Annotated in this window: 30 protein-coding genes, 1 pseudogene and 2 riboswitches; of the genes and pseudogenes, 21 read left to right on the top strand and 10 right to left on the bottom strand. The window is 39.1% G+C overall.

Annotated elements, in window-relative coordinates; genetic code table 11:
* Positions 1-26 precede the first annotated feature (26 nt).
* On the top strand, positions 27-587 hold the full coding sequence (locus UN64_RS10280) for a class I SAM-dependent methyltransferase (RefSeq protein ID WP_077362340.1): 561 nt from the start codon (positions 27-29) through the stop codon (positions 585-587).
* 21 nt (positions 588-608) lie between these two features.
* Positions 609-971, top strand: a complete 363-nt coding sequence (locus UN64_RS10275) for a histidine phosphatase family protein (protein ID WP_306460360.1) — start codon at positions 609-611, stop codon at positions 969-971.
* Between the two features lie 182 nt (positions 972-1,153).
* Here UN64_RS10275 and UN64_RS20900 read toward each other — a convergent pair whose 3' ends face one another.
* Entirely contained in the window at positions 1,154-1,297 is a 144-nt protein-coding gene (locus UN64_RS20900) for a hypothetical protein (RefSeq protein WP_171978862.1), read from the bottom strand.
* Positions 1,298-1,594: 297 nt separating this feature from the next.
* Positions 1,595-2,044, bottom strand: coding sequence for a GNAT family N-acetyltransferase (locus UN64_RS10265; RefSeq protein WP_216352795.1), 450 nt, complete (start codon positions 2,042-2,044; stop codon positions 1,595-1,597).
* A gap of 299 nt (positions 2,045-2,343) precedes the next feature.
* Between UN64_RS10265 and UN64_RS10260 the strand changes: the two genes are divergently transcribed.
* Positions 2,344-3,846 carry a DHA2 family efflux MFS transporter permease subunit gene (locus tag UN64_RS10260; RefSeq protein ID WP_425590105.1) on the top strand — a complete coding sequence of 501 codons (1,503 nt, stop codon included), beginning with the start codon at positions 2,344-2,346 and terminating at the stop codon, positions 3,844-3,846.
* A 21-nt stretch (positions 3,847-3,867) separates the two neighbouring features.
* On the opposite strand, the gene UN64_RS10255 is transcribed toward UN64_RS10260, so the two are convergent.
* On the bottom strand, positions 3,868-4,530 hold the full coding sequence (locus tag UN64_RS10255; protein ID WP_077362336.1) for a hypothetical protein: 663 nt from the start codon (positions 4,528-4,530) through the stop codon (positions 3,868-3,870).
* A 128-nt stretch (positions 4,531-4,658) separates the two neighbouring features.
* Positions 4,659-4,793, bottom strand: a complete 135-nt coding sequence (locus UN64_RS21385; protein WP_281249414.1) for a hypothetical protein — start codon at positions 4,791-4,793, stop codon at positions 4,659-4,661.
* Positions 4,794-4,932: 139 nt separating this feature from the next.
* A riboswitch (cyclic di-AMP (ydaO/yuaA leader) is annotated at positions 4,933-5,072 on the top strand.
* Positions 5,073-5,211: 139 nt separating this feature from the next.
* Here UN64_RS21385 and UN64_RS10250 point away from each other — a divergent pair.
* Entirely contained in the window at positions 5,212-7,038 is a 1,827-nt protein-coding gene (locus UN64_RS10250) for an APC family permease (RefSeq protein ID WP_077362334.1), read from the top strand.
* Between the two features lie 156 nt (positions 7,039-7,194).
* Here UN64_RS10250 and gltP read toward each other — a convergent pair whose 3' ends face one another.
* Complete coding sequence (gltP, locus tag UN64_RS10245; protein WP_077362332.1) at positions 7,195-8,457, bottom strand: glutamate/aspartate:proton symporter GltP; 1,263 nt, start codon at positions 8,455-8,457, stop codon at positions 7,195-7,197.
* 203 nt (positions 8,458-8,660) lie between these two features.
* On the opposite strand from gltP, the gene UN64_RS10240 reads away from it, so the two are divergent.
* The 5 genes from UN64_RS10240 (at position 8,661) to UN64_RS10225 (ending at position 11,854) form a co-directional block, all read left to right on the top strand.
* Positions 8,661-8,984 carry a hypothetical protein gene (locus tag UN64_RS10240; RefSeq protein WP_077362330.1) on the top strand — a complete coding sequence of 108 codons (324 nt, stop codon included), beginning with the start codon at positions 8,661-8,663 and terminating at the stop codon, positions 8,982-8,984.
* Positions 8,985-9,130: 146 nt separating this feature from the next.
* The gene (locus UN64_RS10235; protein ID WP_077362328.1) at positions 9,131-9,631 is read left to right on the top strand and encodes a cation:proton antiporter regulatory subunit; all 501 of its coding nucleotides are present in this window, start codon (positions 9,131-9,133) and stop codon (positions 9,629-9,631) included.
* Positions 9,628-10,851 carry a cation:proton antiporter gene (locus UN64_RS10230; RefSeq protein WP_077362326.1) on the top strand — a complete coding sequence of 408 codons (1,224 nt, stop codon included), beginning with the start codon at positions 9,628-9,630 and terminating at the stop codon, positions 10,849-10,851. The genes UN64_RS10235 and UN64_RS10230 overlap by 4 nt, the downstream gene beginning before the upstream one ends.
* 17 nt (positions 10,852-10,868) lie before the next feature.
* Positions 10,869-10,994 (top strand): hypothetical protein, encoded by a 126-nt coding sequence (locus UN64_RS21380; RefSeq protein ID WP_278043770.1) that lies wholly within the window; start codon positions 10,869-10,871, stop codon positions 10,992-10,994.
* A 227-nt stretch (positions 10,995-11,221) separates the two neighbouring features.
* Positions 11,222-11,854: a LysE family translocator gene (locus UN64_RS10225; protein WP_077362324.1), complete on the top strand. Its 633-nt coding sequence runs from the start codon at positions 11,222-11,224 to the stop codon at positions 11,852-11,854.
* Positions 11,855-11,920: 66 nt separating this feature from the next.
* On the opposite strand, the gene UN64_RS10220 is transcribed toward UN64_RS10225, so the two are convergent.
* Entirely contained in the window at positions 11,921-13,000 is a 1,080-nt protein-coding gene (locus UN64_RS10220) for a nitric oxide synthase oxygenase (protein ID WP_245802001.1), read from the bottom strand.
* Between the two features lie 204 nt (positions 13,001-13,204).
* On the opposite strand from UN64_RS10220, the gene UN64_RS10215 reads away from it, so the two are divergent.
* The 8 genes from UN64_RS10215 (at position 13,205) to UN64_RS21285 (ending at position 18,339) form a co-directional block, all read left to right on the top strand.
* Positions 13,205-13,753: a GNAT family N-acetyltransferase gene (locus UN64_RS10215; RefSeq protein ID WP_077362320.1), complete on the top strand. Its 549-nt coding sequence runs from the start codon at positions 13,205-13,207 to the stop codon at positions 13,751-13,753.
* Between the two features lie 12 nt (positions 13,754-13,765).
* Positions 13,766-13,963 (top strand): hypothetical protein, encoded by a 198-nt coding sequence (locus UN64_RS10210; RefSeq protein WP_077362318.1) that lies wholly within the window; start codon positions 13,766-13,768, stop codon positions 13,961-13,963.
* Positions 13,964-14,049: 86 nt separating this feature from the next.
* Positions 14,050-14,153: riboswitch (purine riboswitch) on the top strand.
* 139 nt (positions 14,154-14,292) lie between these two features.
* On the top strand, positions 14,293-15,171 hold the full coding sequence (locus UN64_RS10205; protein ID WP_139343076.1) for a 5'-methylthioadenosine/S-adenosylhomocysteine nucleosidase: 879 nt from the start codon (positions 14,293-14,295) through the stop codon (positions 15,169-15,171).
* Positions 15,172-15,560: 389 nt separating this feature from the next.
* Positions 15,561-15,941 (top strand): group I truncated hemoglobin, encoded by a 381-nt coding sequence (locus tag UN64_RS10200; protein ID WP_171978915.1) that lies wholly within the window; start codon positions 15,561-15,563, stop codon positions 15,939-15,941.
* 185 nt (positions 15,942-16,126) lie between these two features.
* Positions 16,127-16,606, top strand: coding sequence for a DUF2975 domain-containing protein (locus UN64_RS10195; protein WP_077362316.1), 480 nt, complete (start codon positions 16,127-16,129; stop codon positions 16,604-16,606).
* Positions 16,607-16,615: 9 nt separating this feature from the next.
* Positions 16,616-16,846 carry a helix-turn-helix domain-containing protein gene (locus UN64_RS10190; protein WP_077362314.1) on the top strand — a complete coding sequence of 77 codons (231 nt, stop codon included), beginning with the start codon at positions 16,616-16,618 and terminating at the stop codon, positions 16,844-16,846.
* Between the two features lie 24 nt (positions 16,847-16,870).
* Positions 16,871-17,677, top strand: coding sequence for a DUF817 domain-containing protein (locus UN64_RS10185; RefSeq protein ID WP_077362312.1), 807 nt, complete (start codon positions 16,871-16,873; stop codon positions 17,675-17,677).
* 149 nt (positions 17,678-17,826) lie between these two features.
* The gene (locus UN64_RS21285; RefSeq protein WP_245802000.1) at positions 17,827-18,339 is read left to right on the top strand and encodes a hypothetical protein; all 513 of its coding nucleotides are present in this window, start codon (positions 17,827-17,829) and stop codon (positions 18,337-18,339) included.
* A 31-nt stretch (positions 18,340-18,370) separates the two neighbouring features.
* Here the strand turns inward: UN64_RS21285 and cyoE are convergent, their stop codons facing one another.
* Entirely contained in the window at positions 18,371-19,279 is a 909-nt protein-coding gene (gene cyoE, locus UN64_RS10175; protein ID WP_077362310.1) for a heme o synthase, read from the bottom strand.
* Between the two features lie 355 nt (positions 19,280-19,634).
* On the opposite strand from cyoE, the gene UN64_RS10170 reads away from it, so the two are divergent.
* Together UN64_RS10170 and UN64_RS10165 are read left to right on the top strand one after the other, a co-directional pair.
* A complete protein-coding gene (locus UN64_RS10170; RefSeq protein ID WP_077362308.1) occupies positions 19,635-19,880 on the top strand; it encodes a hypothetical protein in 246 nt (81 codons plus the stop codon).
* Positions 19,881-19,983: 103 nt separating this feature from the next.
* Positions 19,984-20,544: pseudogene (locus UN64_RS10165) on the top strand (AAA family ATPase).
* A gap of 41 nt (positions 20,545-20,585) precedes the next feature.
* On the opposite strand, the gene UN64_RS10160 reads toward UN64_RS10165, so the two are convergent.
* The 3 genes from UN64_RS10160 to UN64_RS10150 form a co-directional block, all read right to left on the bottom strand.
* Positions 20,586-21,521, bottom strand: coding sequence for a sigma-70 family RNA polymerase sigma factor (locus UN64_RS10160; RefSeq protein ID WP_077362306.1), 936 nt, complete (start codon positions 21,519-21,521; stop codon positions 20,586-20,588).
* 95 nt (positions 21,522-21,616) lie between these two features.
* Positions 21,617-21,952, bottom strand: coding sequence for a metallophosphoesterase family protein (locus UN64_RS10155; RefSeq protein ID WP_139343075.1), 336 nt, complete (start codon positions 21,950-21,952; stop codon positions 21,617-21,619).
* Between the two features lie 115 nt (positions 21,953-22,067).
* Positions 22,068-22,265 carry a metallophosphoesterase gene (locus tag UN64_RS10150; protein WP_077362302.1) on the bottom strand — a complete coding sequence of 66 codons (198 nt, stop codon included), beginning with the start codon at positions 22,263-22,265 and terminating at the stop codon, positions 22,068-22,070.
* A 111-nt stretch (positions 22,266-22,376) separates the two neighbouring features.
* On the opposite strand from UN64_RS10150, the gene UN64_RS10145 reads away from it, so the two are divergent.
* Positions 22,377-22,832 (top strand): P-loop nucleotide/nucleoside kinase family protein, encoded by a 456-nt coding sequence (locus tag UN64_RS10145; protein ID WP_306460359.1) that lies wholly within the window; start codon positions 22,377-22,379, stop codon positions 22,830-22,832.
* Positions 22,833-22,901: 69 nt separating this feature from the next.
* Positions 22,902-23,801: an aminoglycoside phosphotransferase family protein gene (locus UN64_RS10140; RefSeq protein ID WP_077362300.1), complete on the top strand. Its 900-nt coding sequence runs from the start codon at positions 22,902-22,904 to the stop codon at positions 23,799-23,801.
* Positions 23,802-23,806 lie beyond the last annotated feature (5 nt).

The following is a 23,806-nucleotide window of genomic DNA, read 5'->3' as shown; positions in this document are numbered from 1 at the left end:
GAAAAAGTAATTGAAGGAGTGACGAGATGATTGTGTCTCATTCAGATATAAGGATTGTTATTGGTGCGGGAGAATTTATGAATAACCCCGGCTGGATACATACACAAGAAAGTGAGCTGGATTTACTGAATCCTGATACGTGGAAGGATAGATTTCAACCAAATTCCATAACGGCTCTATTGGCTGAACATGTTTGGGAGCACCTTTCGTTTGAAGAGGGGATAGCCGCTGCAAAACTTTGTTATGACTATTTGAAGCCGTCCGGTTATTTTCGTTGTGCCGTGCCAGATGGTTTTTTCAGAAATGATGAATACCAAAGGATTGTACAAATCGGCGGACCAGGACCGAAAGACCACCCAGCCGCAAGTCATAAAATTGTCTACAACTATCAAACACTATCAAATATGTTTGAAGCTGCTGGGTTTGAAGTGAGATTGCTTGAGTATTGTGATGAGGAAGGTAAATTCCATCATACAGATTGGAATGAACAGGATGGAGTGATTTTTCGTTCTAAGAAAATCGATTCGCGAAATCAAGAAAAACTCTCTTTTCCATCGCTTATTATAGATGCAATTAAAAAAGTATAAACGGAGGTAGTTGGATGATTTATGACAAATCTAAACAAAGAGGGAAGACTGCAAGGAAGAAACGGTTTGCCTTTAAATGATTTCGGGGTCCAGCAGGCGGAAGAGTTAAAAAACGAGATGAACAAGATCAAATTCGATCATGTTTTCTCTTCACCACAAGAAAGAGCAGTTCAAACGGCGGAGATCGCAACTGAAATAGCTCCTGTCGTTGATTCAAGATTAGACGTATTCGATTTAGGAGAAGCGGACGGATTGAGAAAAGAAGAAGTGGTGTTGGATGGAGCGATTCCCGATCGAAATGTTTATCAGGGAGTTGAGGATAAACAGAATTTTGTTAAAAGGGTGTTTTATGCAGGAGTTGGAACTAAAATATGGAGACAGTGAAACAAACATCCTCATTTCTGGTCACAGATGCACCACTGGGGCAATCCGAGCCTATTTTCATGGAATCCCAGCAGATCAGAACATCTTAAGGTACTCATCAGATAACGGAAAATACCAAACCTATTCATTTGAGAAGAAGTCATTAGTTAAATAAAAAAAGAGAAATAGGCGTCTATTTCTCTTTACAGGTTACCCTCTAAACCTTGTTCATAAGCGATAACGACAACTTTTTTGTTCGCTTGCTGGCTGAGCTTTTCTTCAAGGGACTGAATTTCGTCGACCAGATTTTCTGATAGATTTGCTGCTTTAAAGTCTTTTGTGTTCATATATATCATCTCTCCTTTGTAAAAATAGTCTTGCCACGAATGAAAGCGTGTATTCAATTTCATCTGAAAGTTAAACCATAAAAAATCAGGAGAATGATCAAGTTTCTCCTGATTTTTTCTATTAGAGGACAACATTCTTAAGCTGTCACTTGTCGAAAATTCTATAAAATTTTTTATGTGTGCATATATTGAAGATTACCGCGCATTTATTTTAGATTACCGTGTATAAATGAGCGATTACCGTGCATAAAATGTGATTTCTCCCAGAAAAGTCACTAATCCATCATAAATCTACTATTAGGATTTAGTTAATTCCTTCCGAAAGTGCACGTCGGCAGCGTCCGGGGTAGGAACGCCTTCCCAACGAAAAATTTCTTTGTAGCCGTGTTGCTCGTAAAAGCCGGGTGCTTGAAAAGTGAATGAGGTTGTAAACACGTGGGTGCAGCCTCGCGCTAGCGCTTCAGCCTCAAATTCCTTCAACAGTCTGGAACCGAGACCATCTCCGCGTGTATCTTCACGCACCCAAGTCATTCCGATTCCTGCTGCAACACCCCAGCTCCATCCGCTCATGCCTGCTGCAAGTTCACCTGAATCGTCTATTATCTTTATGGTTAATTCCCTTGCCACATCGACCCCTGTCGTTGCTGCAGCATTTACCTTATCCAATTCATCGGAAAGTCGCTTGTCTAGTTCAGGATCTCCGTCTCCTATCGACGCGATATACAATTCGTGTTTTACATCTTTCACAACAATCCCCCCCAATTACATTAAAATGATTAGCTCTAATGTTATAAATATCCTATTAAAAAAGTATAATTGATAGTTATTATGAAAGATATAGAACAGAAAATGAGTAATGAGTAGGGATTGAATGCGCAGAATATTTTATAGCGAAATTCCAACAAAAGGATGATTGTCAGTTTCTTCATAATTGTGATAGTATTGAATGCGAATGTTTGTTCTGTTTAAAATATGTTAATCCTAGTACTGTGATTTTATAATTAACCTCATTTCAATGGTTGCGCGAGTTTGTGCACATCATCTGAATGAAAGGAGAAAAAGTGAAAAATCAAAATCAATCAACTGAAACAGGGGGAACGTTCGGCAGCAAAGCCAACTTTTTGTTAGTTATGATTATGATTCTCGGTGTATTCGTTGCCATTTTGAACGAAACACTGCTGAACGTTGCTCTGACAAAAATCATGGCCGATTTTGGAATCGAACCAAGTACGGCGCAATGGCTCTCGACAGGCTACCTTCTTGTTATTGGCGTTCTTATTCCGGTTACTGCTTATCTCATTCAGCGGTTTACAACAAGAAGCTTGTTTCTCGGAGCCATGTCTTTGTTTACACTCGGAACATTTATAGCAGCCATTTCACCAGGGATCGAATTTCTTATTCTCGGAAGGCTGCTTCAGGCGTCGGGGACGGGATTGCTGTTTCCTTTACTCACGAATGTCGTGTTTTCTGTTGTTCCTTTTGAAAAAAGGGGATCAGCTATGGGGACGATCGGTATTGTGATTACCTTTGCTCCTGCGATCGGACCTACCCTTTCAGGAATCATTGTCGAGCATTTCAGCTGGCGGGTACTCTTTTACGGCGTGCTGCCAATTGCACTCTTAGTTATAGTATTTGCATATGCAAAGCTTAAAAACGTTACAGAGACGACGAATCCAAAAGTGGATCTGATCTCGCTGCTGCTCTCAACGTTAGGGTTTGGGGGTATTGTCTATGGTTTCAGCAGTTCAGGTGAAGGACATGGAGGCTGGTCGAGCAATGACGTTTTGATTCCGATTGCAATCGGTGTTGTTTCATTAGTGTTGTTTACTTGGAGACAGTTGACCATCTCAGAACCACTGCTTAATCTTCGGACATTTAAGTACAGCATATTTAGGATGTCCACACTGATCATGATGATTGTTATGATGGCAATGTTTTCAGCCATGATGCTGCTGCCGATCTTTCTTCAGAACGCGTTGGGGTACAGTCCGTTGAAAGCAGGATTGATCATGCTGCCGGGCGGGATCGTCATGGGGATCATGTCTCCGATAACAGGCCGTTTATTTGATAAATTCGGTGCCAAGTGGCTAGCTCTGATCGGATTAGGTCTGATTGCCAACACGCTGTGGCAGTTTGCTCTTATCGACTTAACCACTCCATACATCACAATCATGATTTTCAATACACTGTTGATGTTAGGGATATCAATGGTCATGATGCCGATCATGACCAACGCTCTAAACGAACTGCCGCCACCTTTATATCCACATGGTACGGCAATTATCAGCACACTTCAGCAGGTAGCAGGTGCGGTTGGAACGGCATTGCTTGTTTCAATCATGACGAACAGGTCTGCTCGTTTTCTGGAGAGTGAGGGAATGAAGGAAGATGGAGTTACCATGCAGATTCTAGCCATGATTGCTGGAATGAAAAGCGCGTTCTTACTCGCGTTTGGGCTGGTTGCGATCGCCTGGATCGTTTCCTTATTTATTAAACGAGCAGTTCCGCAAGCTCATAGCATGCCAGTCAAGGAAAATGCAGTAAACTAAAAAAACAAGCCGGTCGTCTCACTACTGAGATAATCGGCTTTTTTTAATCATATCCGCGTATTGCAGATCTCCTAATCCGTATTCTTTGAAACTCATGAGAAGTTCAGCAACCAGTTCGTTTTCTGTAAGATGCTGATTTTGTTGAATGAATTTTATTATTTCGCTGTCTTCTTTTAGATAATGCAAATAGAGCTCAACTCCCTTTTTCAAAGGCGGGGGATTAATAGAATCAGGCATCGATCTGTGCATCAAAACGAGTTTGTAAAGCTCATAGTATCCTTGAGCTCTTAAGGAATAATGTTCGATAGGTTCAAACTGATCATCTACGATATGAAGCGTTATCGGATTTTGATGATTTGCTTGATCCAGCCAGGCTAGAATCGTTAAGTAATTGATCTGACAAAACATATCAACGTCAAACCAAAGTTCGATTCTTTCAAACTCATGATCTACTAATGGCTCAAGAGGTTGTAGCGTGACCTCTGAATACATATCACGTGTTACGTGATGAACCTTTGAACGAATCTCTGCAAATTCGTTTGAAAAAATGTCTGCTGACGTGTTTCCATAGCACATCGCCTCGTTAAAGGGGATTTTCAGTTCATATTCAAGGAATCGTGTTTCTGTAAAATGTCTGTACATTTCTTGTCCGTTTAAAATATGTAGTTTATGAGTTCGGATCATGCTAATCGCCTCCTGAAAGTCATTAAGAGTACACCCTAATCTTCCTCATTTGCCTGAAAATAATCCAGTGTTAAAGAGTAAACAAAAAACACTGCGTTTAACAGTGCTTTTTTCGATTCTTTAAGTTTTCATATTTCGGACTTTATCTCATTTGAATCCGAAAAGTCTTCATGTTGCTCATCATTACCGTAATGCTCATTAATTTCTTGGGCTAAGTCAGTTAATTCTTCATCGGAGAATAAGGGGTTTTTCTCTTTTGACATAGTAAACTCCTTGTACTAAAGGTCATTTTTAAATATTAGGGCAATTATCATCACTATGTACAATTTCTCTTATACTTATTCTACATAAAAATGTTATTTACTTTTTTAAAAAGCAGGAGTATTATTATCACAGTTTCAAATTTCTAAATCGCTGAGACCAATAGGTGCGGGGGAACCATTTACGGATTACATGTAATCCAGGGGTGAATCCTTCTTAGGTAGGGCTACTCAATGGCCCGAATCCGACAGCTAACTCCGTAAGCGTTTATGAGAAGGAAGGTGGAACTTGTGGATCCTGAAAATGAAGGTCTGCAAGTCATTTTTCGTGATGGCTTGCGGACTTTTTTTGTTTTTAAAAAAGTGTTCATAAGGAAAAGATGAAGAAGAAAAAGATTACTTCCGGACGGAGAGAAGATAGATGTTAACAAACATAAAAAGACTGCTTATCGGCCGGCCATTAAAATCAGCAGAATTAGGTGAGCAAAAAATCAACAAAACGAAGGCGTTAGCGATTCTTTCATCGGATGCCCTTTCATCAGTGGCCTATGGTCCAGAACAAATATTAATTGTCCTAATAACGGTGGGAGCAGCTGCATTTTGGTATTCGATTCCGATCGCGGTAGGTGTATTATTTCTTTTGACTGCATTGATCCTGTCATATCGCCAAATCATTTATGCTTATCCACATGGGGGCGGTGCCTATGTCGTTTCCAAGACTAACTTAGGCGTCAATCCAGGCTTGGTAGCAGGGGGATCGCTGCTCGTTGACTATATTTTAACGGTAGCGGTAAGTGTATCGGCAGGAACTGATGCGATAACATCCGCTTTTCCAACTTTACACGATTATAATGTTGAGATTGCGATCGTTTTCGTTATCTTCCTTACTGTCTTAAATTTAAGGGGAGTTACCGAATCAGCATCTGTTTTGGCTTATCCTGTATACCTGTTTGTTCTAGCGCTATTCATATTGATTGGAGTAGGTATCTATAACATCCTTACGGGTGACGTTCCACAAGATCTCCATGCTCCAATCGGAACACCGGTAGCAGGAATTTCGTTGTTTATTCTTTTAAGAGCATTCGCTTCAGGAAGTTCAGCTTTAACTGGGGTTGAAGCGATCTCGAATGCAATTCCTAACTTTAAAGATCCTGCTCCAGTGAATGCCGCACGCACGTTAATGATGATGGGAGCACTCTTAGCCATTCTTTTCTCAGGTATTGTAACGTTAGCGTATTTTTACGGCATTGTCCCAAAAGCTGAGGTTACGGTTGTTTCTCAAATCGCAGAAGAAACATTCGGACGGAATTTTATGTACTTCTTTATTCAGGGTACAACGGCTTTGATTTTAATATTGGCAGCCAATACCGGCTATTCTGCGTTTCCGCTGCTAGCTGTGAACCTGGCAAAAGATAAGTTTATTCCTCGGATGTTTTTAGTAAGAGGGGACAGACTTGGATATTCAAACGGAATAATCATTCTTGGGTTAGCTTCCATTTTGCTTATTGTAGCTTTTCATGCTGAAACCGAGCATCTCATCCCATTATATGCTGTAGGGGTATTCGTACCGTTCACCTTATCGCAAACGGGTATGATGGTAAAATGGCTTCGTGAAAAACCAGAAGGATGGGTGCCGAAGTTTATTGTTAACACAACTGGTGCACTTATCAGTTTCGTTGTAACTCTCATGTTCTTCATGACTAAGTTTTCACAGGTATGGTCCATCCTAGTGTTCCTTCCGATCATCGTGCTCATTTTCCACAGAATTAAGAAGCATTACGAGGCAGTAGGAGATCAGCTAAGACTCACTACCTGTGAACCAGGAATCGAGATCAAAGGAAATGTCATGATCGTACCGGTTGCCGGGATGACGCATGTGGTGGATAACTCGCTGAAATATGCAAAATCTCTAAATCCTGACCAAATTATTGCGGTGAATGTAGCCTTTGAAAGGGAAGGACAGAAGAAGTTTGAACAGAAATGGGAACAGTGGCAACCAGATGTCAGACTCGTCACCTTGCATTCTCACTACAGAAGTATATTAGGACCACTGACCAAATTTGTAGATACAGTTGCTCATAAAGCAAAAGAAAATGATTATCAAGTAACAGTTGTTATACCGCAATTTATACCGAAAAAAGGCTGGCACAATATCCTGCACAACCAATCGAGTCTATTGATTCGCTCGTACTTGTTATATAAAAGAGATATTGTAATTGCCACCGTCCCGTTTCATTTGAAGAAATAAGTTTCCCTTTTTTAAAAGCTCGAAGCATGGGATTCATTGACTTGTTTGGAAAGGGAGCACGATTGAGCGGAAATCAACTATTTCCAATAACATCGAGGTTTGCCAAAAGGAGAAAAAACCGTGTCAGCATGCATTGCCGACACGGTTTTTTTAGTATTAACTTACTTCTTTTTGGTATTCTTGAGCTTTTATAGGATTGAATTGGCCTTCCCATTTAGACATTACAACAGCAGCGAGAGAGTTACCCACTACGTTAACTGCTGTACGCGCCATATCGAGGATTCGGTCAATTCCTGCGATGAATGCTAAGCCTTCAAGGGGTATTCCTACAGACCCTAGTGTTGCTAATAGAACGACGAACGATACACCAGGAACGCCTGCGATGCCTTTAGACGTTACCATCAGAACGAGCAATAAGGAAATTTGTTCAGCGATTGAAAGTTCAATTCCATACATTTGAGCAATAAATAGTGCCGCAATGGCTTGATAAAGAGTAGACCCATCCAGATTGAACGAATAACCTGTAGGAATTACGAAAGAAGTGATGGCTTTTGGACAGCCGAACTTCTCCATTTTCTCCATCAGTTTTGGTAGTACCGTTTCTGAACTTGCAGTTGAATAAGCCAAGATAAGTTCATCTTTTAAGATTTTAATTATCGTAATAATGTTTACTTTAACCATAGCAGCCACTGCGCCTAATACGACGATGACAAAAAAGAACATCGCGCCGTATACAACTAGGACAAGCTTACTTAATGGTACTAATGATTCAACACCGAATTTGGATACTGTCACACCGATCAGTGCAAACACACCGAATGGAGCGAGCTTCATGATCTGGTTTGTGATATAAAACATGGCATCAGCTGTTCCTTGGAAGAACGCCAATACAGGTTTACCACGTTCACCGATCGCTGCAATTCCTAATCCAAATAATACGGAAAAGAAGATGATCGCCAGCATATCTCCTTGAGCTAAAGATTCAAAAAGATTGGTTGGCACGATATTTAAGAACGTATCCGCAAATCCGTGACTTTCAACAGATTCTGTTGTTTCAACGTAACTCGAGATATCCCCTTTTGATAACGATTTCATGTCCACGCCTGCTCCAGGCTGGAAGAGGTTAGCGATAAATAGACCGATCACGATTGCTAAAGTTGTAATGATCTCGAAATACAGAATGGTTTTTCCGCCAAGACGTCCTAATTGCTTAATGTTCCCAACACTTGCTACACCAACTATCAAGCTGGAAACAACGATAGGTACAACAATCATTTTAATTAAGCGGATAAAAATATCTCCAATAGGCTGCAGGTAGCCTTGAACGGTTTCGTTTCCAAAAAACAATGCACCGATCAGAATACCGAATGCAAGACCAATCAAAATTTGCCAAGCTAAACTAATTCTTACCTTCTTCAATTTGATTCACCTTCTTCATGTTGTTTGTTCTGGTTGTCCATATGAAGAATATTTTAGTCAGAATATTGAATGAATGTCAAACTCAAAAATTGCCAATTGTATGTGTTCTGATAGTTAAATCTAATTGTGAAAGCTTTTTTGCTTTACTTCATGAACGTGCATTTTTATGGTAAAATGAACAAAGAGAAAGGGGGGAGTAAGAATTGCGTAAATTTTTATTGTTGGCTTTGCTGTATGTGTTTATCGGCACATCATTATTTCCGAACTATAATATGAAAAACTTATCATCACCGCCTCAGAATGACGTGTTTGAATTATCCTCTGCCGCGTCATACGATGCTTCAACGATTATTGGAGAATATCCAACAAAAAGTAAGAAATTAAAAAAGGGACTAGTAGACATACAGTTAAATAGCAGCATACTAATGCTTAAACAGCCCGAATTTAATTTTGAGCCTTCTCGTGACCACATTCACAAGGAAGCAGTATTTCTTACCCCTTATCAATTCCAATCGAATTACCTCTGATGATCATACAATCCCATTTATTCTTAAAAATCCTTAAACAACAAGGGTTTATTTCGTAAAGAAAAAAATCCATGATTCATTGTTCGGAAAAAACAAACCTTCGAACGTGTATTTGTCATGCCTAAACATGAAAAAAGGAGATTGTTATGATCGTAAAAGAAATCGAATTACCCGGAATCGGCAGAAAGTTTGAAGTGGAAATTGCAAATGGAGATAAAGTGGTGGTGATCGTTCATGATGATGGTCGACGAGAAATCTACCATTTTGATAAAAATGATTATGAAGAGAGTTTGTCTTCTGTAACCTTGAGTGATACGGAAGCAAGACAGTTTGCAGCGATTATCGGCGGTATCATCTATCGGCCGAAAGCAATTGAAAACATTGAGATGGCCTTTGATGAACTGATGATCGAATGGTATAGAATTGAACCCACATCATTTGCAGTCAATAAAACAATCGGTGAGTTAGACATTCGCCAGCAATATGAAGTATCTGTTATTGCCATTGTGAAAGGAAATCAGAAGGTGCTGAACCCTGGACCTGAAACGATGATTCATGAAGGAGATATGCTAGTTATCTCAGGAGAAAGACATGGTGTGAAAAGAATCATAAAAGAGATGTTCTCTGCTGAGGTGAAGGGTGAATGACAAACCACCTCGTACTTGAAGTAGGGACTGCCTTAGTTATCATTTCAATTGCGGCCTTGCTCGCAAACAAATTAAACTTTTCCATCATTCCGTTCCTTATCATTTTCGGGATGATTGTTGGACCGCATGCCCCTGTGATCGGTGTATTGGACCTAACTTTTATCAACAGTAATGAAATCATAACCTTCTTTGGCAGAGTGGGTGTATTATTTCTTCTGTTCTATCTCGGCTTAGAATTTTCAGTAGGGAAATTAGTGCGGTCTGGAAAAAACATTGCTGTAGGTGGCAGTATTTATATTCTGATTAACTTTACATTAGGGTTGCTCTATGCCTTAATCATGGGCTTTCCCTTATTAGAAGTTCTTATCATCGCTGGAATCATAACGATCTCATCTAGTGCCATTGTTGCAAAGGTCATCGTTGATCTGAGACGAACAGCGAATCCTGAAACGGAACTGATTCTAGGAATAATCATGTTCGAAGATATTTTTTTAGCGGTTTACCTATCGATCATTTCAGGTTTGGTATTTGGTGATGCGACTTCTGTGTTTGGAGTAGTTAAGTCCATTTTAATCGCGTTTGGATATATGGCTTTGTTCTTTGTTATTGCCAGAACATGTACAAAACATTTGAACAAGATTCTTAATATCACGTCCAATGAGATTTTTATCATTGTGATCTTTGCTTGTTTGTTTTTTATCGCTGGATTCTCAGAGACCATTCATGTTGCGGAGGCGATCGGCGCCCTTCTATTAGGACTAGTGTTTTCTGAGACAGAGCACAGTGAACGGATTGAAAAAATGGTCATTCCGTTTAGGGATTTCTTCGGCGCAATCTTTTTCTTTAGCTTTGGTTTAAGTATTGATCCATTTACTTTAGGCGGCGCAGTATGGCTTGCTTTGGGAGCTGTAGTAATCACGATCATCGGGAATTTTGCAGCTGGAATGATCGCGGGGAGGAGAGCGGGGCTATCTCATAAAGCTTCATCAAACATCGGATTAACGATTGTTTCAAGAGGAGAGTTTTCCATAATCGTTGCCAACATCGGTATGGCCGGAGGATTAGCTTCGATTTTAAAACCGTTCTCTGCACTTTATGTATTGATCTTAGCCATCCTTGGCCCTTTGCTTACAAAAGAATCAAAGAGAATCTATACGTTCTTAAATGGGATTTTTAACTGGAAGACAGAAAATCCACAGATAAAAAAGAAAGCGAATTGAAGAAGGAGACTGTATAGATGAAAGAGGTAATTTGGTTTAGTGTTCTTGTTGTAGTTTTAGTATTGATCTGTACACATTTTTATAATCTTTCAATACCAGATCATGAGTACCCAAGTTTTCTTGAATTTTTGAAGCATGTATAATAAGGGTTGCTTTAGTACCGGTTAGCCTTCCTGGTTATACAATCAATAAAAGACCAAATCGCATGGTTGATTTGGTCTTTTTTTGTCACATAACAATAATAAATCCAGAGTGCTTCTAGAATTAAACAAATCAATCAAATAATAATTGATTTCAATTTCTATTTATAATAAATTGGAAGAATCATATATTCAGAAGGTCTTATCATAATTAGAAAAGGTGATACTAAATGGAAAACTTTTATCTGTTTGTCCTAATGTGTATTTTTTTAATTATTTTACCCGGTCCCGATACTGCGATTGCTACTAAAAATACGCTCACCCTTGGGAGAAGCGGGGGACTGAAAACAGCTTTAGGTACTTGTTGTGCACTTCTCATCCATACTTCAGCTGCTGTATTAGGGCTTTCAGCAATCATTGTTAAATCAGCGTTATTATTTTCTGTCTTCAAATACGTTGGTGCTGTTTACTTAATATATTTGGGTGTTAAAACATTATGGTCTCTGAAAAAAAGAGAAGAAGCAGCAAGTGTTGAGGTGAAAACAGATAAACAATTTGAAAACACATCTTGTTTTAAACAAGGTTTCCTTACCAATATCCTCAATCCCAAAGTTGCTGTATTTTTCTTAACCTTTTTGCCTCAATTCGTTGACCAAGGGAGCAATACCTTTGTCCCGTTTTTAATAATGGGTATCACTTATACTGTATTGACTTCTGTTTGGTTTTTACTTTATGTCTATTTAATTAACCAGATCAGTGCATTTATGAAAAGACCTAAAGCACAAACTATGATTGAAGGAATCACAGGTACAATATTGATAGGATTTGGAATCAAACTAGCATTAGAAAAGTCCCATACTTAAGTTGTATGTAAAAGACTGACCCTTGATCAATCGATCAAGGGTCTTTGTATACGTCTATTTTAATGTTTAATAAGCTCTCGGTTGATAAAAATAATTCGGTTTGACGATATCGTTCTTATAAGGCTTATGAAAGATATGTGTCGTGGCAGGTGACATCGGCGGAATGAGCCATGCCCAATTTCCGGTGACCGGTCTGCCGATCTCGCTCTCTTTTTCTTCAAACTTCTTAAACTGCTGTGCCGCAGTATGATGGTCCACGATGCTGACCCCGTCTTCGCGGAATGAATACAGCACCGCGATGTTAAGCTCAACCAGAGCTTTATCCTTCCATAATGAGATCGAACTTTTCGTATCGAGATCCATGAGTGATGCGATCTGCGGTAACATGTTGTACCGGCCTTCATCAGCAAGATTCCGCGCGCCGATCTCCGTACCCATGTACCATCCGTTAAAAGGAGCGGCCGTATAGCGGATCCCGCCAATCTCAAGAGCCATATCTGAAATGAAAGGCACACCATGCCATTTAAGCTGCAGGTCTTCAAACCATTCGTATTCAGGGTGGCGGATATCTACTTCAAGAGCAGTGTCTTCTGGAAGTTCAAACAGTTTAGGTTCATGATCGTTGATCTGAATAACAATCGGCAAAATATCAAACTTTCCGTACTTTGGCTTCCATCCGAGCTCTATGCACTTTTCTGTAAAAGAGATGGAAGCGGGGTCACCTATTATACCATCCGGTGTGGTGTAGCCGGCATAGCGAATGAGCTGATGGTTCCAGATGCGGATCCCGTGATTTTCTGTTTGCGGTGCAAAGACAGTGATCGAAGGACGGATTCTCCCGCCATTTGTCGCATACGACATGTGCTCTAAAATCGCCTCGAAAATCTCTTCTTCCGTCTTTAATTCTCTTTTATCAAAGGTGTGCATCTGATCCCAGAAAAGCCGACCGATGCAGCGGTTACTGTTGCGCCAAGCTACTTTTGCGCCATAATCAATTTCAAATGAAGTGTGCTCGTAGCTTCCTGTTGATTCAATCTGTTTTGTGATTGCGTCTATTCGTTCATTGATTTCATCCTGTGTTTTATTTAACTCCTTGTAGCAGGAAATGATAAAGTCTTTTGCTTCTTGTAAAAGAGTGGTATTCAAAATAAAGCCCCCAGCTAAAAATAAGTTATTATTATAATAGCCGAGTTTTACCATGTTTATCGTTTTAAACTGTTACAAAAAAAGCACATGGAGGAAAAGGTATGCAGGCTCCGTTCCAGGTTTTGGTTCTGCCTGGTAATCGAACAGCGCTTTGGGAATTAGATAAAAGACTGACAAGAATGAGAGAAAAAGGAGACATCGAACATGAACAACCAATTTCCTGTTATTGAGACCGAGCGATTGATTTTAAGAGAAGTAACCAAAGCTGATGCAGAAGACATGCTCCGCTATTTGTCTGATTCAGAGGTTGTAAAACACATGGGGTTAGAGCCCTTTCAATCTATTGAAGATGCGTACGATGAAATCGCCTGGTATGAATCTATCGTTATAAATGGCACAGGGATCAGATGGGGGATCACGCTAATAGATGATAATAGAGTGATAGGAAGCTGTGGATTTCTGAATAGAGTTTCTAAGCACTACCGCTCGGAAGTGGGCTTTGAGTTAAGTAAAGAGTATTGGGGAAAAGGAGTAGCAGGTGAAGCTTTGAAAGCGGTCGTAGAGTACGGATTTCAGCATCTGGAACTGGAGCGCATCGAGGCTTTAATTGAACCTGCTAATGTGCCATCGCAAAGATTGGTAGAGAAGACGGGCTTTCAAAGAGAAGGTTTGTTAAGACATTACGAATATACATGCGGTAAATTTGACGACTTATATATGTATTCACTTTTAAAAGCAGATCTCCAAGATTAAGCAGAGGACTTCATGAATACATTGATTCTAGCAGGAAGCATCATCTTAATCTTAGTCTCTTTATCTATGTTTTTGTATCAGTTTATGAAAGCAGAGTCTAACAAAAGGCCAATCATGATTGTAGCCTTTTTCACAGAACCGTTAGATATGTGGTCCAGCCTGTTTTATTTAGGATTGTTAGGGTTCATCAATGCACTTGTTTTTGTGTAAAAAACGAACATTATTTAAGTATTTTTAAAGATTATTCAGTTTTAGGTTGAGTAACTCCAGTTCGTTTGTTATATTAACAAAGTATTAGTATTGAAAAGCGAATTACTCGTATATGCTCGGTAATATGGTCTGAGTGTTTCTACCTGGTTCCCAATGAAAGAACTGGACTACGAGTTGAAGTGCTGGATTGGCTTTGTATTTATTTGTGCGTCGAATCCTATTCTTTTACTTTAACTCCAGTGGTCTAGAGGTAGATACATTCTATTACTCTAGGCTTTTTTGTTTGAGCAGATTTATGAGTGATTCATGACAACGGAGGAGAGACAACTATGATGAAACGGATGGGGAAGAAGTACACATTACTGGCTATTGCAGCTGTACTATTTGTAACGGCACTGGCAGGTCTTAACTTTTCAGAAAATGCTTCAGGTAAAGAAAAACCGAGACAGCCGATTATTATCCAAGGTCCGATGCCGATTGAAGCAGAGAACTTTGCAAAGCGTTTAGACAATGTGAAAGTCGAAAAATCTGGAAACTTTGTATTTTATAAAGGAAAACTGGACAACTATCCGGTAATCGTAGCGAAAACAGGAAAAGGTATGGAGAATACGGCAGCAGCTACAGCTATTGCTATTGAAAAATATAATCCAGCAGCGATCATCAATCAAGGAACATCTGGCGGCCACGATCCGAGTCTGAATGTTTTTGATATCGTCCTAGGAAAAAGAACAGTAAATCTTGGTTCATTAAAAACGCCTCATCTAGAAGAGAACGAGGGGATCGAACCAACTTCTTGGATTCCGATGGACTTGATGGCTTCAGAAGGAAGTGCTGGAGAAGATCCAAACGCTGAGAAAGCTCGTTATTTTGAAGGTGACGAAGAGTTGCTTGCGGCGGCACATGCTGTAAAAGATAAATACACAAAAGGTAAAGTGGTAGAAGGGACGATCGGTTCTGCAGACGTTTGGAATAATGAAGTGGACCGCATCAACTGGTTCCATGAGAACTTCGGAACATCTGTTGAAGAGATGGAAGGGGCATCAGCTGCACAAATCTCTAAAGCGTATGATGTAGCTTTCCTGGGTATCCGCGTTCTATCAAACAACAAAACGAACGGTGGAAAGTACGATCCGACTACAGCAGCGGCAAACCAAGATTATGTGTACGAAGTGGTAAAAGAATATATTGCAATGAAGCAAGGTAAATAGAGTTGATAAATCCCGCGGTTGATTCTGCGGGGTTTTGTTTTAGCTACAGACGAGTTGCACAGGAACCGTCTTTTGTCGAAAAGCCCATAAATCATTTTGAAGGACCATAAAAATTTTGACGGCCCATAAATCAACTTCAAGGATCATAAAAATGATTATAGGCTCATAAATCTATTTTCCCTTCATATAAAGACGCTTGGAGCAGAGGTTTGCTCCAAGCGTCTTTATTCATTTAACAGATCTTTTTACATTTTCTTTCTATGAAATCGTAATTTATTCGTGATCCATCATTTCGTATCAATGCCAAAGGACTTTTGGCTCATAATCTGAAATTGGCTTGTTCAAATAATAAAAAAGGGTAAAGATAATGAGGTATGTCAATATCACCAATGAGAGGGGCTATCATTTTGGAACAGAATTTATATGAAAAAGTTGGCGGCGAAGAAGCGATCGCCAAGGTAGTGGATTACTTTTATAACGAGCTTGTTTTAAAAGATGAAACAGTGAATCAATTCTTTGAAGGCGTTGATATGGAAAAACAAAAAAGTCATCAGACGAAATTCATTAGCTTCGCATTAGGCGGTCCAAAAAACTACTCAGGAAAGTCAATGGCAAAAGCTCATGAAGGAATGAACCTTCAGCCAGAGCATTTTAATGCGATCGCTACACATCTGCACGATGCACTTGCCCATTTCGGTGTGCCAGAATCAGATATCGATACAGCCTTAACAAGTGTTGCATCACTCAGAGATGATATTTTGTATAAATAAAATTGAATCGTTTTATGTTTCTATGGAGCATTTCTTTTTAATAAGGAAAGCTCTTTATTTTTTTGCCTAAAACCATTACATATATATCTATCAATAATAATATAATAAAAAACAATAATCATTTATTGTAAAGCGATAAATAATGTATTATTATATTGAATAATAAATAGGTGAGGTGCTTGGTTATGAAACGAGAAACATTCTTTTTAAAATTCGTTCTTTTTCTTATGGGACTTCCTGTTCTTGCTTTGTGTATCTTTATTTTGCCAGAGATAGCTGCGTTTTTTGCTGAATTGAATCCAACGTTAGATTTTTTGCAATATCCTTTTTTAATCGGGTTGTATGCATCTGCAATCATATTTTTCGCTGCACTTTTCCAGACTTATAAACTTTTAAGCTACATTGACAAGGATGAAGCTTTCTCGGAATTATCAGTAAGATCCATACAGAATATCAAAAACTGCGCCATCATCATCAGCGGGTTATTCGTGCTATTTATGCCACTCATATATCTTATGGCAGAGGTAGACGATGCGCCGGGAATGATATTGATCGGAATGGTCATTATTTTTGGAAGCATGGTGATCGCAGTCTTTGCTGCAGTACTTCAAAAGCTATTAAAAAATGCGATCGATATCAAATCAGAAAATGATTTAACGGTCTGAGGTGAAAACATGGCGATTATAATCAATATCGATGTGATGCTAGCTAAAAGGAAAATGAGCGTAACGGAACTATCAGAAAAGGTTGGAATCACGATGGCTAACCTCTCGATTTTGAAAAACGGAAAAGCGAAAGCGATTCGATTATCCACTTTGGAGGCAATCTGTAAGGCTTTAGAATGTCAGCCTGGGGATCTTTTAGAATACAAAAGTGATGAGGACAGCCGAAAAGGTTATTCTTAAACTAAATCTGTGGAGGCATGAATCATGAGAGCATTAAAGCAGCTCGTTCGTTTTGGTTGGGAGCAGGCCCTATCCTGTTTGTTTCCTGTTGTTATCTTTGCCTCGTTGGCTATTACACAGATCTTGCCGCTTCCGTTCTTACCCCGATATGACTGGCTGCTCATCATCTGCCTCCTGATGCAGTGGTTGATGGTTCGCTCAGGACTAGAAACAAGGGATGAACTGAAGGTTATCACGTTGTTCCACCTTATTGGTCTTGCTCTTGAACTTTTTAAAGTGCACATGGGCTCGTGGTCTTATCCAGGAGAAGGGTATTCCAAAATAGCTGGAGTGCCTCTGTACAGCGGGTTTATGTATGCGAGTGTAGCGAGTTATCTATGCCAGGCGTGGAGAAGACTTGATGTTGAACTGGTGAAGTGGCCTCCATTTTGGGCAGTTGTATCTCTTGCAGCTGCGATTTATTTAAATTTTTTCACTCACCATTTTTGGATAGATGTTCGCTGGTGGTTATCTGGACTTGTGATCATCGTCTTCTGGAAATCATGGGTTAAATACAAAGTGAATGGAACTCGATACAGTATGCCGCTCGCACTTTCTTTCGTGCTGATCGGATTTTTTATATGGATCGCCGAAAATATCGCGACGTTCTTTGGAGCTTGGGAATATCCGAACCAAACCCAAGCATGGAGCCTCGTTCATCTAGGAAAGGTGAGCTCATGGCTCTTGTTAGTGATCGTCAGCTTTCTAATTGTAGCAACTTTGAAGCGGGTTAAGGGCAATACAAAGAAGTTAGGTACTAGTAAACTTTATACTGATAAGAACTACATTTAAGAAAGTCAGATCCGAAGTAGGATCTGACTTTTTTATTGATGTAAAAAATATATGGGTTAAAGAAAAAGGGTTTCTCTTAAACAATGAGGAATTATGAAGGAAGAAATTAACAGTTTAGGAGGAGGTTGAATGCAAAGGGGGAATGGTGAATGAAAAGAATGCTAATAATCCTGCTTATTCTTTTATTATCTGCCTGTAATGATAATCCGCCAGTAGAAGAGTTGAAAGAAAAATATCCGAAAATAAAGGAAGTAGCAGAACAATTTCCTCAAAGCGTTCAAGAAAAACTAGCGGCTCCTACTGTATTTCCCTTTGAACCGAAAAATGTTTCATTAACTTATGCTGGAGATATGCCAGGCGACCCTACTAGGGATATTCTTCATACTGAATTTATTTATGGAGATGGAGTTGGAGTTAATCTTCACGTTACCACTTATCATAATAAAAACTCGACATGGGCGACTGATGAGAAAGCTATGAAAACCGTGGAATTAAAGGACGGTACTAAAGCTTTAATAGATGGTGATGGCGAAAATGTTAAACAAATTCGATGGAAAAAAGACGGAATCTATTACTCCATAATGCTCATCAAAGCACCAAAAATTAAGAAGGAATACACGATTGAAGATGTTGTGAAAACGGCTAATTCGATGGAATATTAAAAAAGCCTGGTTGCCCAGGCTTTTTTGCTTTCTATTTAAGAATGAAAATCCCAACGAGCGAGTAAACGATGACCGTCGAAAACAGGATTGTCATGTGGATCAGCGAGTAGATGAAGAGCAGTTTTGCCCATTTCTCTGAATCCTTATTTTTCTTATAGCCGTAGATGCTGAGTACGAGCCAACCAACATTGAGTAAAAGAGCAACAAGTGTCAGACCTAAGCTCAACGGCAAGAAGAGAAAACTTGTTAAGCTCAACAGTACTAAGTAAATGTTGGTTTGCGTATACGTTCTCTTAACCCCTTTTACAACCGGTAGCATCGGAATTCTGGCGGCTTTGTATTCATCATGCCGGCGTATCGCAATTGCGTAGAAGTGCGGCATCTGCCAGATTACTTGAATGATGAATAATGCTGCAATAGCTGGATGTGTAAGGGTCCCGGTCATCGCGGCCCAACCGATCAGTGGAGGCATCGCTCCAGAGATTGAGCCGACCTCTGTGTTATAGATCGTTCTGCGTTTCGTCAGCATTGTATAAGGTACAACGTAAAAGAAGAGACCAAGAAAACCTAAAACTGCAGCGAGCGGAGTAGTAAAGGCAAGAGCAACCATGCCGAGAACAGCCATAACGGTTCCGAGCAATAATGCCGAACGAACGTTGATCTCACCCGTAACAGTCGGTCTTACCTTTGTTCTTTCCATAATCGCATCGATATCGCGGTCATAAATGTTATTAAAAGTCCCCGCTGCACCAATCACTAGGATCGTACCGATTAAGGCGAATAATATATCTAACAGTTTTTCACCAGGATCGATATCGTACGTATATAAAGCCAGCGTTAATCCCGCGAACATCGGTACAAGGTTGGATTTAATAATCCCTGTTTTGACCGTTTGTCCCAGGACCGCTGACATCTTTTGTTTTTCCAAAGTTCTTTCCATTCTACAAGACACCATCTTCATATATTTATCTCTATAGGTTAACCAATTAATTGTAACCTTAAATACATCTCTATTAAAGCACTAAATCTTTTCCCAGTTCAAATGATAGAACAACACCAAGCACATTACAAAAGAGTTTTGTGAACTTTTTGTGAGGGTTATGTGATGGTTATGTGATAGGATAGTTTGCATTCCATATGGGGAAAAGAGGGAGTTATAAGTTTTTTGTCGAAAAAGAATATAGGATTACGTATATCGTCTGCTTTAAAAACCTAAAGCTTGTTTAACCAAGCAAGATTAAGAAGCAACGGATAAAGGAAAGTAGAAATAACTTTGTTTGCAAGGAGAGAATGAATTGAGAAAATACTTAGGTTTAGCTTCAATTCTCATTTTGATTGTTACCTTTTTAGTTCTCCAATTCTTTTTTATAGGGAAGGTTAGCGGACAAAGCGGAACAAATCTTTTAATGGCAGGGGTATTACTCTCACTCATTTGTGCATTGTTAAGTTCAAAAGGAATATGGAAAAAGATTGCCTTTAGTGGGCTTGCCATTCTTTTAATTATTTTCATTTTAGGGATTGTTTCGTTTTTTGGTATTTAATTTTTTTAGGAGTTGAAGTAAACATTATGTGGACTTTAAAGAGATTTGATAAAGCGGAAAATTAAATTATTTTAGTTAAAAGTGTAAAAATGGGGGATGCATCATGAAGCTGGTTTTATTATTCGGTCCTCAGGCAGTTGGTAAGATGACCGTAGGGCATGAGCTGGAGAAGGTTACGGAACTGAAGCTCTTTCATAATCATATGACGATCGATCTGGTGACAAAGTTCTTTGATTATGGGACGAAAGAAGGGAAAAGGCTCGTCCACTTGTTTCGCACAGAAATCTTTAAAGAGTTTGCACAAAGTAATTAATACGGAATGATTTTTACATATGTATGGGCGTTTAATTTTGAGTCAGATTGGAAGTTCGTCGAGGATGTTTGTGAAATTTTTGAGGCTGAAGGTGCAGAAATTTATTTTGTAGAACTGGAGACTGACTTGGAGGAAAGGCTGAAACGGAACAAGACACCACACCGGTTAGAACACAAACCAACGAAACGAAACATCGAATGGTCGGAAAATGATTTGAAAACTTCTATGGACAAATACAGGATGAACTCATTTGAAGGCGAGATTAAAAAAGAGAATTACCTGCGTATTAATAACAAAGGTTTGAGTCCAGAAGAAGTGGCTAGTCAAATAAAAGAATATTTTAATCTATGATGATAAAAGCCGATTCCAGTCTTTAGAATCGGCTTTTAAATTTACGTCCAGTTTAAGGGTGCTTTGTCCAACTGAGGAGGAATTCCCAATTCTTTTGATGCAGCTAGAATAAATTCTTTTCTGAAGAAAAAACTTCTGTGGTAAACGATTTTCTCGTTTTCTACATTTTGATACTGTATGTCATGCACAACAGGGCCTTGATTTGAATCAGCTAACACGACAATCACGTGTTTCCCCCATAATATAAATTCCTTTGCGTGGTGACGAGGTAAACCATACATGAGAGAGCCTTCTCGCATTTCGTCTTTTGTCGTCTCTAAGAATCCTAAAGATGCTTCATAATGGACATGGTCACCGAATAACGCCAATATCCCTTCTAAATCTCCTTGGTTAAAAGCTTTTAAATAAGCAGATATAATTTCGTCTTTCTGTTCCTTTGTATCATCTGTTTGTTTAGATGGTGATGGGGCTTTGTTTTTCTTCAGCTTTTCCTTCATACGGCGGATTGTGGCATAAACTGCACCAGGAGTCGTCTTGATGATACTCGCCACTTCTTCTGCTGTAAAATAGAAGACTTCCATAAGAAGGAATACAGCAGTCTGTCTAGGTGTAAAAAGGTGATAAAGTTTTTCAAGTGCTTCTTCTAAGTCATGTGTATCGGTGATAGTTTCTTGTGGTTCTTCCGCTTCATCTAATGACCCTACATTTCGTTTTTCTCTTCTGCAATGGTCGATCCAGGTATTGGTCGCCATTCTGTACAAGTAAGATTTTAGGTTTGTAGGATGCCATCTCGTAAAGAGTCCGCCCATGGCTTTAAGTATCGTCTCTTGAAATAAATCCTCCCCATCCCAAGGCGAACCCGTTAAATACCGGCAGTACTTCCAAAGATCACTGCCCATTTCATCAATCAGGGATTGAAATTGTTGCTGAAGCTCACGTGACTGTTCGTACAAAGTGGTTGTTTTTGATTGTGACAAAATAAAACCTCCTATAAAAATTTCCAATCTAAATTTCCGATCTATATGTATAACGAATAAAGTGAAAAGAATTAAACGCTTTTATGAAAATTTATTTATTTGTCTCTCAGATCCGTGTCTTCTCTTATAAATTCGGTTACTTCTCCATTTGATTTAATTTTCACTCCCGTTAAATACCCTAGATAAGCAGCACCGGTATCAATATTCCACGCGTTGCTTGTCATATCAAATTTGGGCCTGTCGGTTGGAGTATGACCTATAATTTGAAGTTTGCCGATGTTTTTTAATGGACTTCTATTCCACAGAACGCCAAACTCATCATTCTCGTCGAAAGGATTTTCAGTTTGTAATGAGATGCCTGCATGACTGATAAAGATGTGCTCATTTTCCCAATACAGCGTGAGTTCACTGAACCATCGAACGTCACTCATGCAATCTCTGTTTATTTTGTTGTATTGCCTAATCGTTTCATCTCCACATTGTCTTAACCAATTTTTATTTGGCTGATTTGTAAAGTGATCAATCATTTCGAATTCATGGTTTCCTTTAAAAAAATAAAACTTGGTCAGGAAAGTCAGTACTTAATTGCATAGCGAGCTGTACCATCTGTGGTGAATTTCTCCCTCTGTCAATTAAATCCCCGAGCTGAATCAGCATTTCATTTTCTTTGTTCCAATATTTGTTTATCATATTCTTAAAGGTGTGGTAACAGCCATGAACATCACCGATAACAAAAAAATCCAAGTTGCATACCCCTTTTTATTTATAATCGAAGTAGATGTATTCTCTTTTATAAATCGATTTCCTCTAAATACATAATTGCTTACTATTAAAATTCTTTATGAGGTGCAGAACATGTATTTTATTCAAATGGCCGGTTTTCCTGGTGCAGGTAAGTCCACACTTGCTAGAGAAATAGGTAAACGTATAGGTGCGGTTGTGATTGATCATGATGTTGTAAAATCTGCGTTGTTGCATTCTGTAGATGAAGACATTCTGGACCCTAAACTGGCTGGAAAGATTTCATACAATATCGGTTGGTCTTTACTTGAATCTCAGTTATCCCTTGGAAATAGTGTAATATTTGACAGTCCTTGCTTTTATAATGAAATGATAGAAAAAGGTACAAAATTAGCAGGGGAATTTGAAGCTAGCTACAAGTATGTTGAATGTATTTTAAATGATTTTGATCAAACCAACGAAAGGCTGAGGAACCGTAATCGAATGATCAGCCAAATTAAAGAAACAAATATTGAGATGTTCAGTTATGGCTTGCACAACAGTAAAAAACCTTCGAAACACAGTGTTTAGAGGTAAATACAATTTTACCAATAAAGGACTATATTGACGAAGTGATTCATTACATATTGGAGAGAGACTATGAGACTACAAGATAAATTTGTTCAAATTCTAAAAAATATTCATAAAGATAAAGCGGATGAATGGCTCAACAATTTCGATAAAATGATTTCCCTTTACGAACAGAAGTGGGGGCTTACTATTCATGATCCGTTCGACTTGTCTTTTAACTTTGTCGCTCCAGCAACTCGGAACAATGGGGAAGAAGCCGTGCTAAAAGCAGTTCTTTCTGATAAAGAATTTCGTGCAGAACTAGAAGTTCTTCAATTGATGAAAGGGAAAGGCATGGTTGAGCTATTGGAATATGATCTGGACCAGGGAGTTATGATACTTGAACGATTAAGACCCGGGCACACCCTCGCGGACATAAAGGATGATGAAGAAGCCGCTTATATAGCATCTCAAATTATGAAGAACCTATGGGTAGCGGCTCCTAAGAATTCGAACATGGAAACAGTGGTTGATAGGGAAAATAGCTTAAAGAGGATTGCACGACAACACCCAAATGGATTTGGTCTAATTGCAAAAGAGAAGATTGAAGAAGCGCTGAAGCTTTTTGAACAGCTAAATCGTGAAAAGAATCAGCCTTATCTTCTGCATGGGGATCTTCATCATTATAATATTTTGAAAAATGGTGATTCATGGACAGCGATTGATCCTAAAGGGTTGATCGGAGACCGAGAGTACGATGTGATTCAGTATTTGCTGAACAAACTGCCAGAGACGAAAGTAAAAGAAACCATTGAGAAACGTATAAATATTTTCGTGAAAGAACTGGACCTGGACAAAGAAAGAGTGTTGTTAAGAGGGTTCTCTCATGCTGTTTTATCCACATGCTGGACAATCGAAGACGGGAATTTTAACGAAAAATTCTTACGTACCATCGAAGTATTTCAGGAATTGTGTAAGGAAAGCAGGTAAACCAT

Origin of the sequence: Fictibacillus arsenicus, from assembly GCF_001999465.1 — a bacterium.
GTDB classification, from domain to species: Bacteria; Bacillota; Bacilli; order Bacillales; family Fictibacillaceae; genus Fictibacillus; species Fictibacillus arsenicus.
Note: the sequence above shows the minus strand (reverse complement) of the source record. Positions and strands in the feature narration are given on the sequence as shown.

Coding starts and splice junctions, on each gene's coding strand:
- UN64_RS10185 (WP_077362312.1), top strand. CDS start 16,871: ATGAGAGCATTAAAGCAGCTCGTTCGTTTTGGTTGGGAGCAGGCCCTA.
- UN64_RS10205 (WP_139343076.1), top strand. CDS start 14,293: ATGATGAAACGGATGGGGAAGAAGTACACATTACTGGCTATTGCAGCT.
- UN64_RS21385 (WP_281249414.1), bottom strand. CDS start 4,793: ATGTCAAAAGAGAAAAACCCCTTATTCTCCGATGAAGAATTAACTGAC.
- UN64_RS10145 (WP_306460359.1), top strand. CDS start 22,377: ATGTATTTTATTCAAATGGCCGGTTTTCCTGGTGCAGGTAAGTCCACA.
- UN64_RS10195 (WP_077362316.1), top strand. CDS start 16,127: ATGAAACGAGAAACATTCTTTTTAAAATTCGTTCTTTTTCTTATGGGA.
- UN64_RS10210 (WP_077362318.1), top strand. CDS start 13,766: ATGAATACATTGATTCTAGCAGGAAGCATCATCTTAATCTTAGTCTCT.
- UN64_RS10280 (WP_077362340.1), top strand. CDS start 27: ATGATTGTGTCTCATTCAGATATAAGGATTGTTATTGGTGCGGGAGAA.
- UN64_RS21285 (WP_245802000.1), top strand. CDS start 17,827: ATGAAAAGAATGCTAATAATCCTGCTTATTCTTTTATTATCTGCCTGT.
- UN64_RS10190 (WP_077362314.1), top strand. CDS start 16,616: ATGGCGATTATAATCAATATCGATGTGATGCTAGCTAAAAGGAAAATG.
- UN64_RS10225 (WP_077362324.1), top strand. CDS start 11,222: ATGGAAAACTTTTATCTGTTTGTCCTAATGTGTATTTTTTTAATTATT.
- UN64_RS10250 (WP_077362334.1), top strand. CDS start 5,212: ATGTTAACAAACATAAAAAGACTGCTTATCGGCCGGCCATTAAAATCA.
- UN64_RS10215 (WP_077362320.1), top strand. CDS start 13,205: ATGAACAACCAATTTCCTGTTATTGAGACCGAGCGATTGATTTTAAGA.
- UN64_RS10235 (WP_077362328.1), top strand. CDS start 9,131: ATGATCGTAAAAGAAATCGAATTACCCGGAATCGGCAGAAAGTTTGAA.
- UN64_RS21380 (WP_278043770.1), top strand. CDS start 10,869: ATGAAAGAGGTAATTTGGTTTAGTGTTCTTGTTGTAGTTTTAGTATTG.
- UN64_RS10260 (WP_425590105.1), top strand. CDS start 2,344: ATGAAAGGAGAAAAAGTGAAAAATCAAAATCAATCAACTGAAACAGGG.
- UN64_RS10255 (WP_077362336.1), bottom strand. CDS start 4,530: ATGATCCGAACTCATAAACTACATATTTTAAACGGACAAGAAATGTAC.
- UN64_RS10155 (WP_139343075.1), bottom strand. CDS start 21,952: ATGAGTGACGTTCGATGGTTCAGTGAACTCACGCTGTATTGGGAAAAT.
- UN64_RS20900 (WP_171978862.1), bottom strand. CDS start 1,297: ATGAACACAAAAGACTTTAAAGCAGCAAATCTATCAGAAAATCTGGTC.
- UN64_RS10140 (WP_077362300.1), top strand. CDS start 22,902: ATGAGACTACAAGATAAATTTGTTCAAATTCTAAAAAATATTCATAAA.
- cyoE (WP_077362310.1), bottom strand. CDS start 19,279: ATGGAAAGAACTTTGGAAAAACAAAAGATGTCAGCGGTCCTGGGACAA.
- UN64_RS10200 (WP_171978915.1), top strand. CDS start 15,561: ATGAGAGGGGCTATCATTTTGGAACAGAATTTATATGAAAAAGTTGGC.
- UN64_RS10230 (WP_077362326.1), top strand. CDS start 9,628: ATGACAAACCACCTCGTACTTGAAGTAGGGACTGCCTTAGTTATCATT.
- UN64_RS10275 (WP_306460360.1), top strand. CDS start 609: ATGACAAATCTAAACAAAGAGGGAAGACTGCAAGGAAGAAACGGTTTG.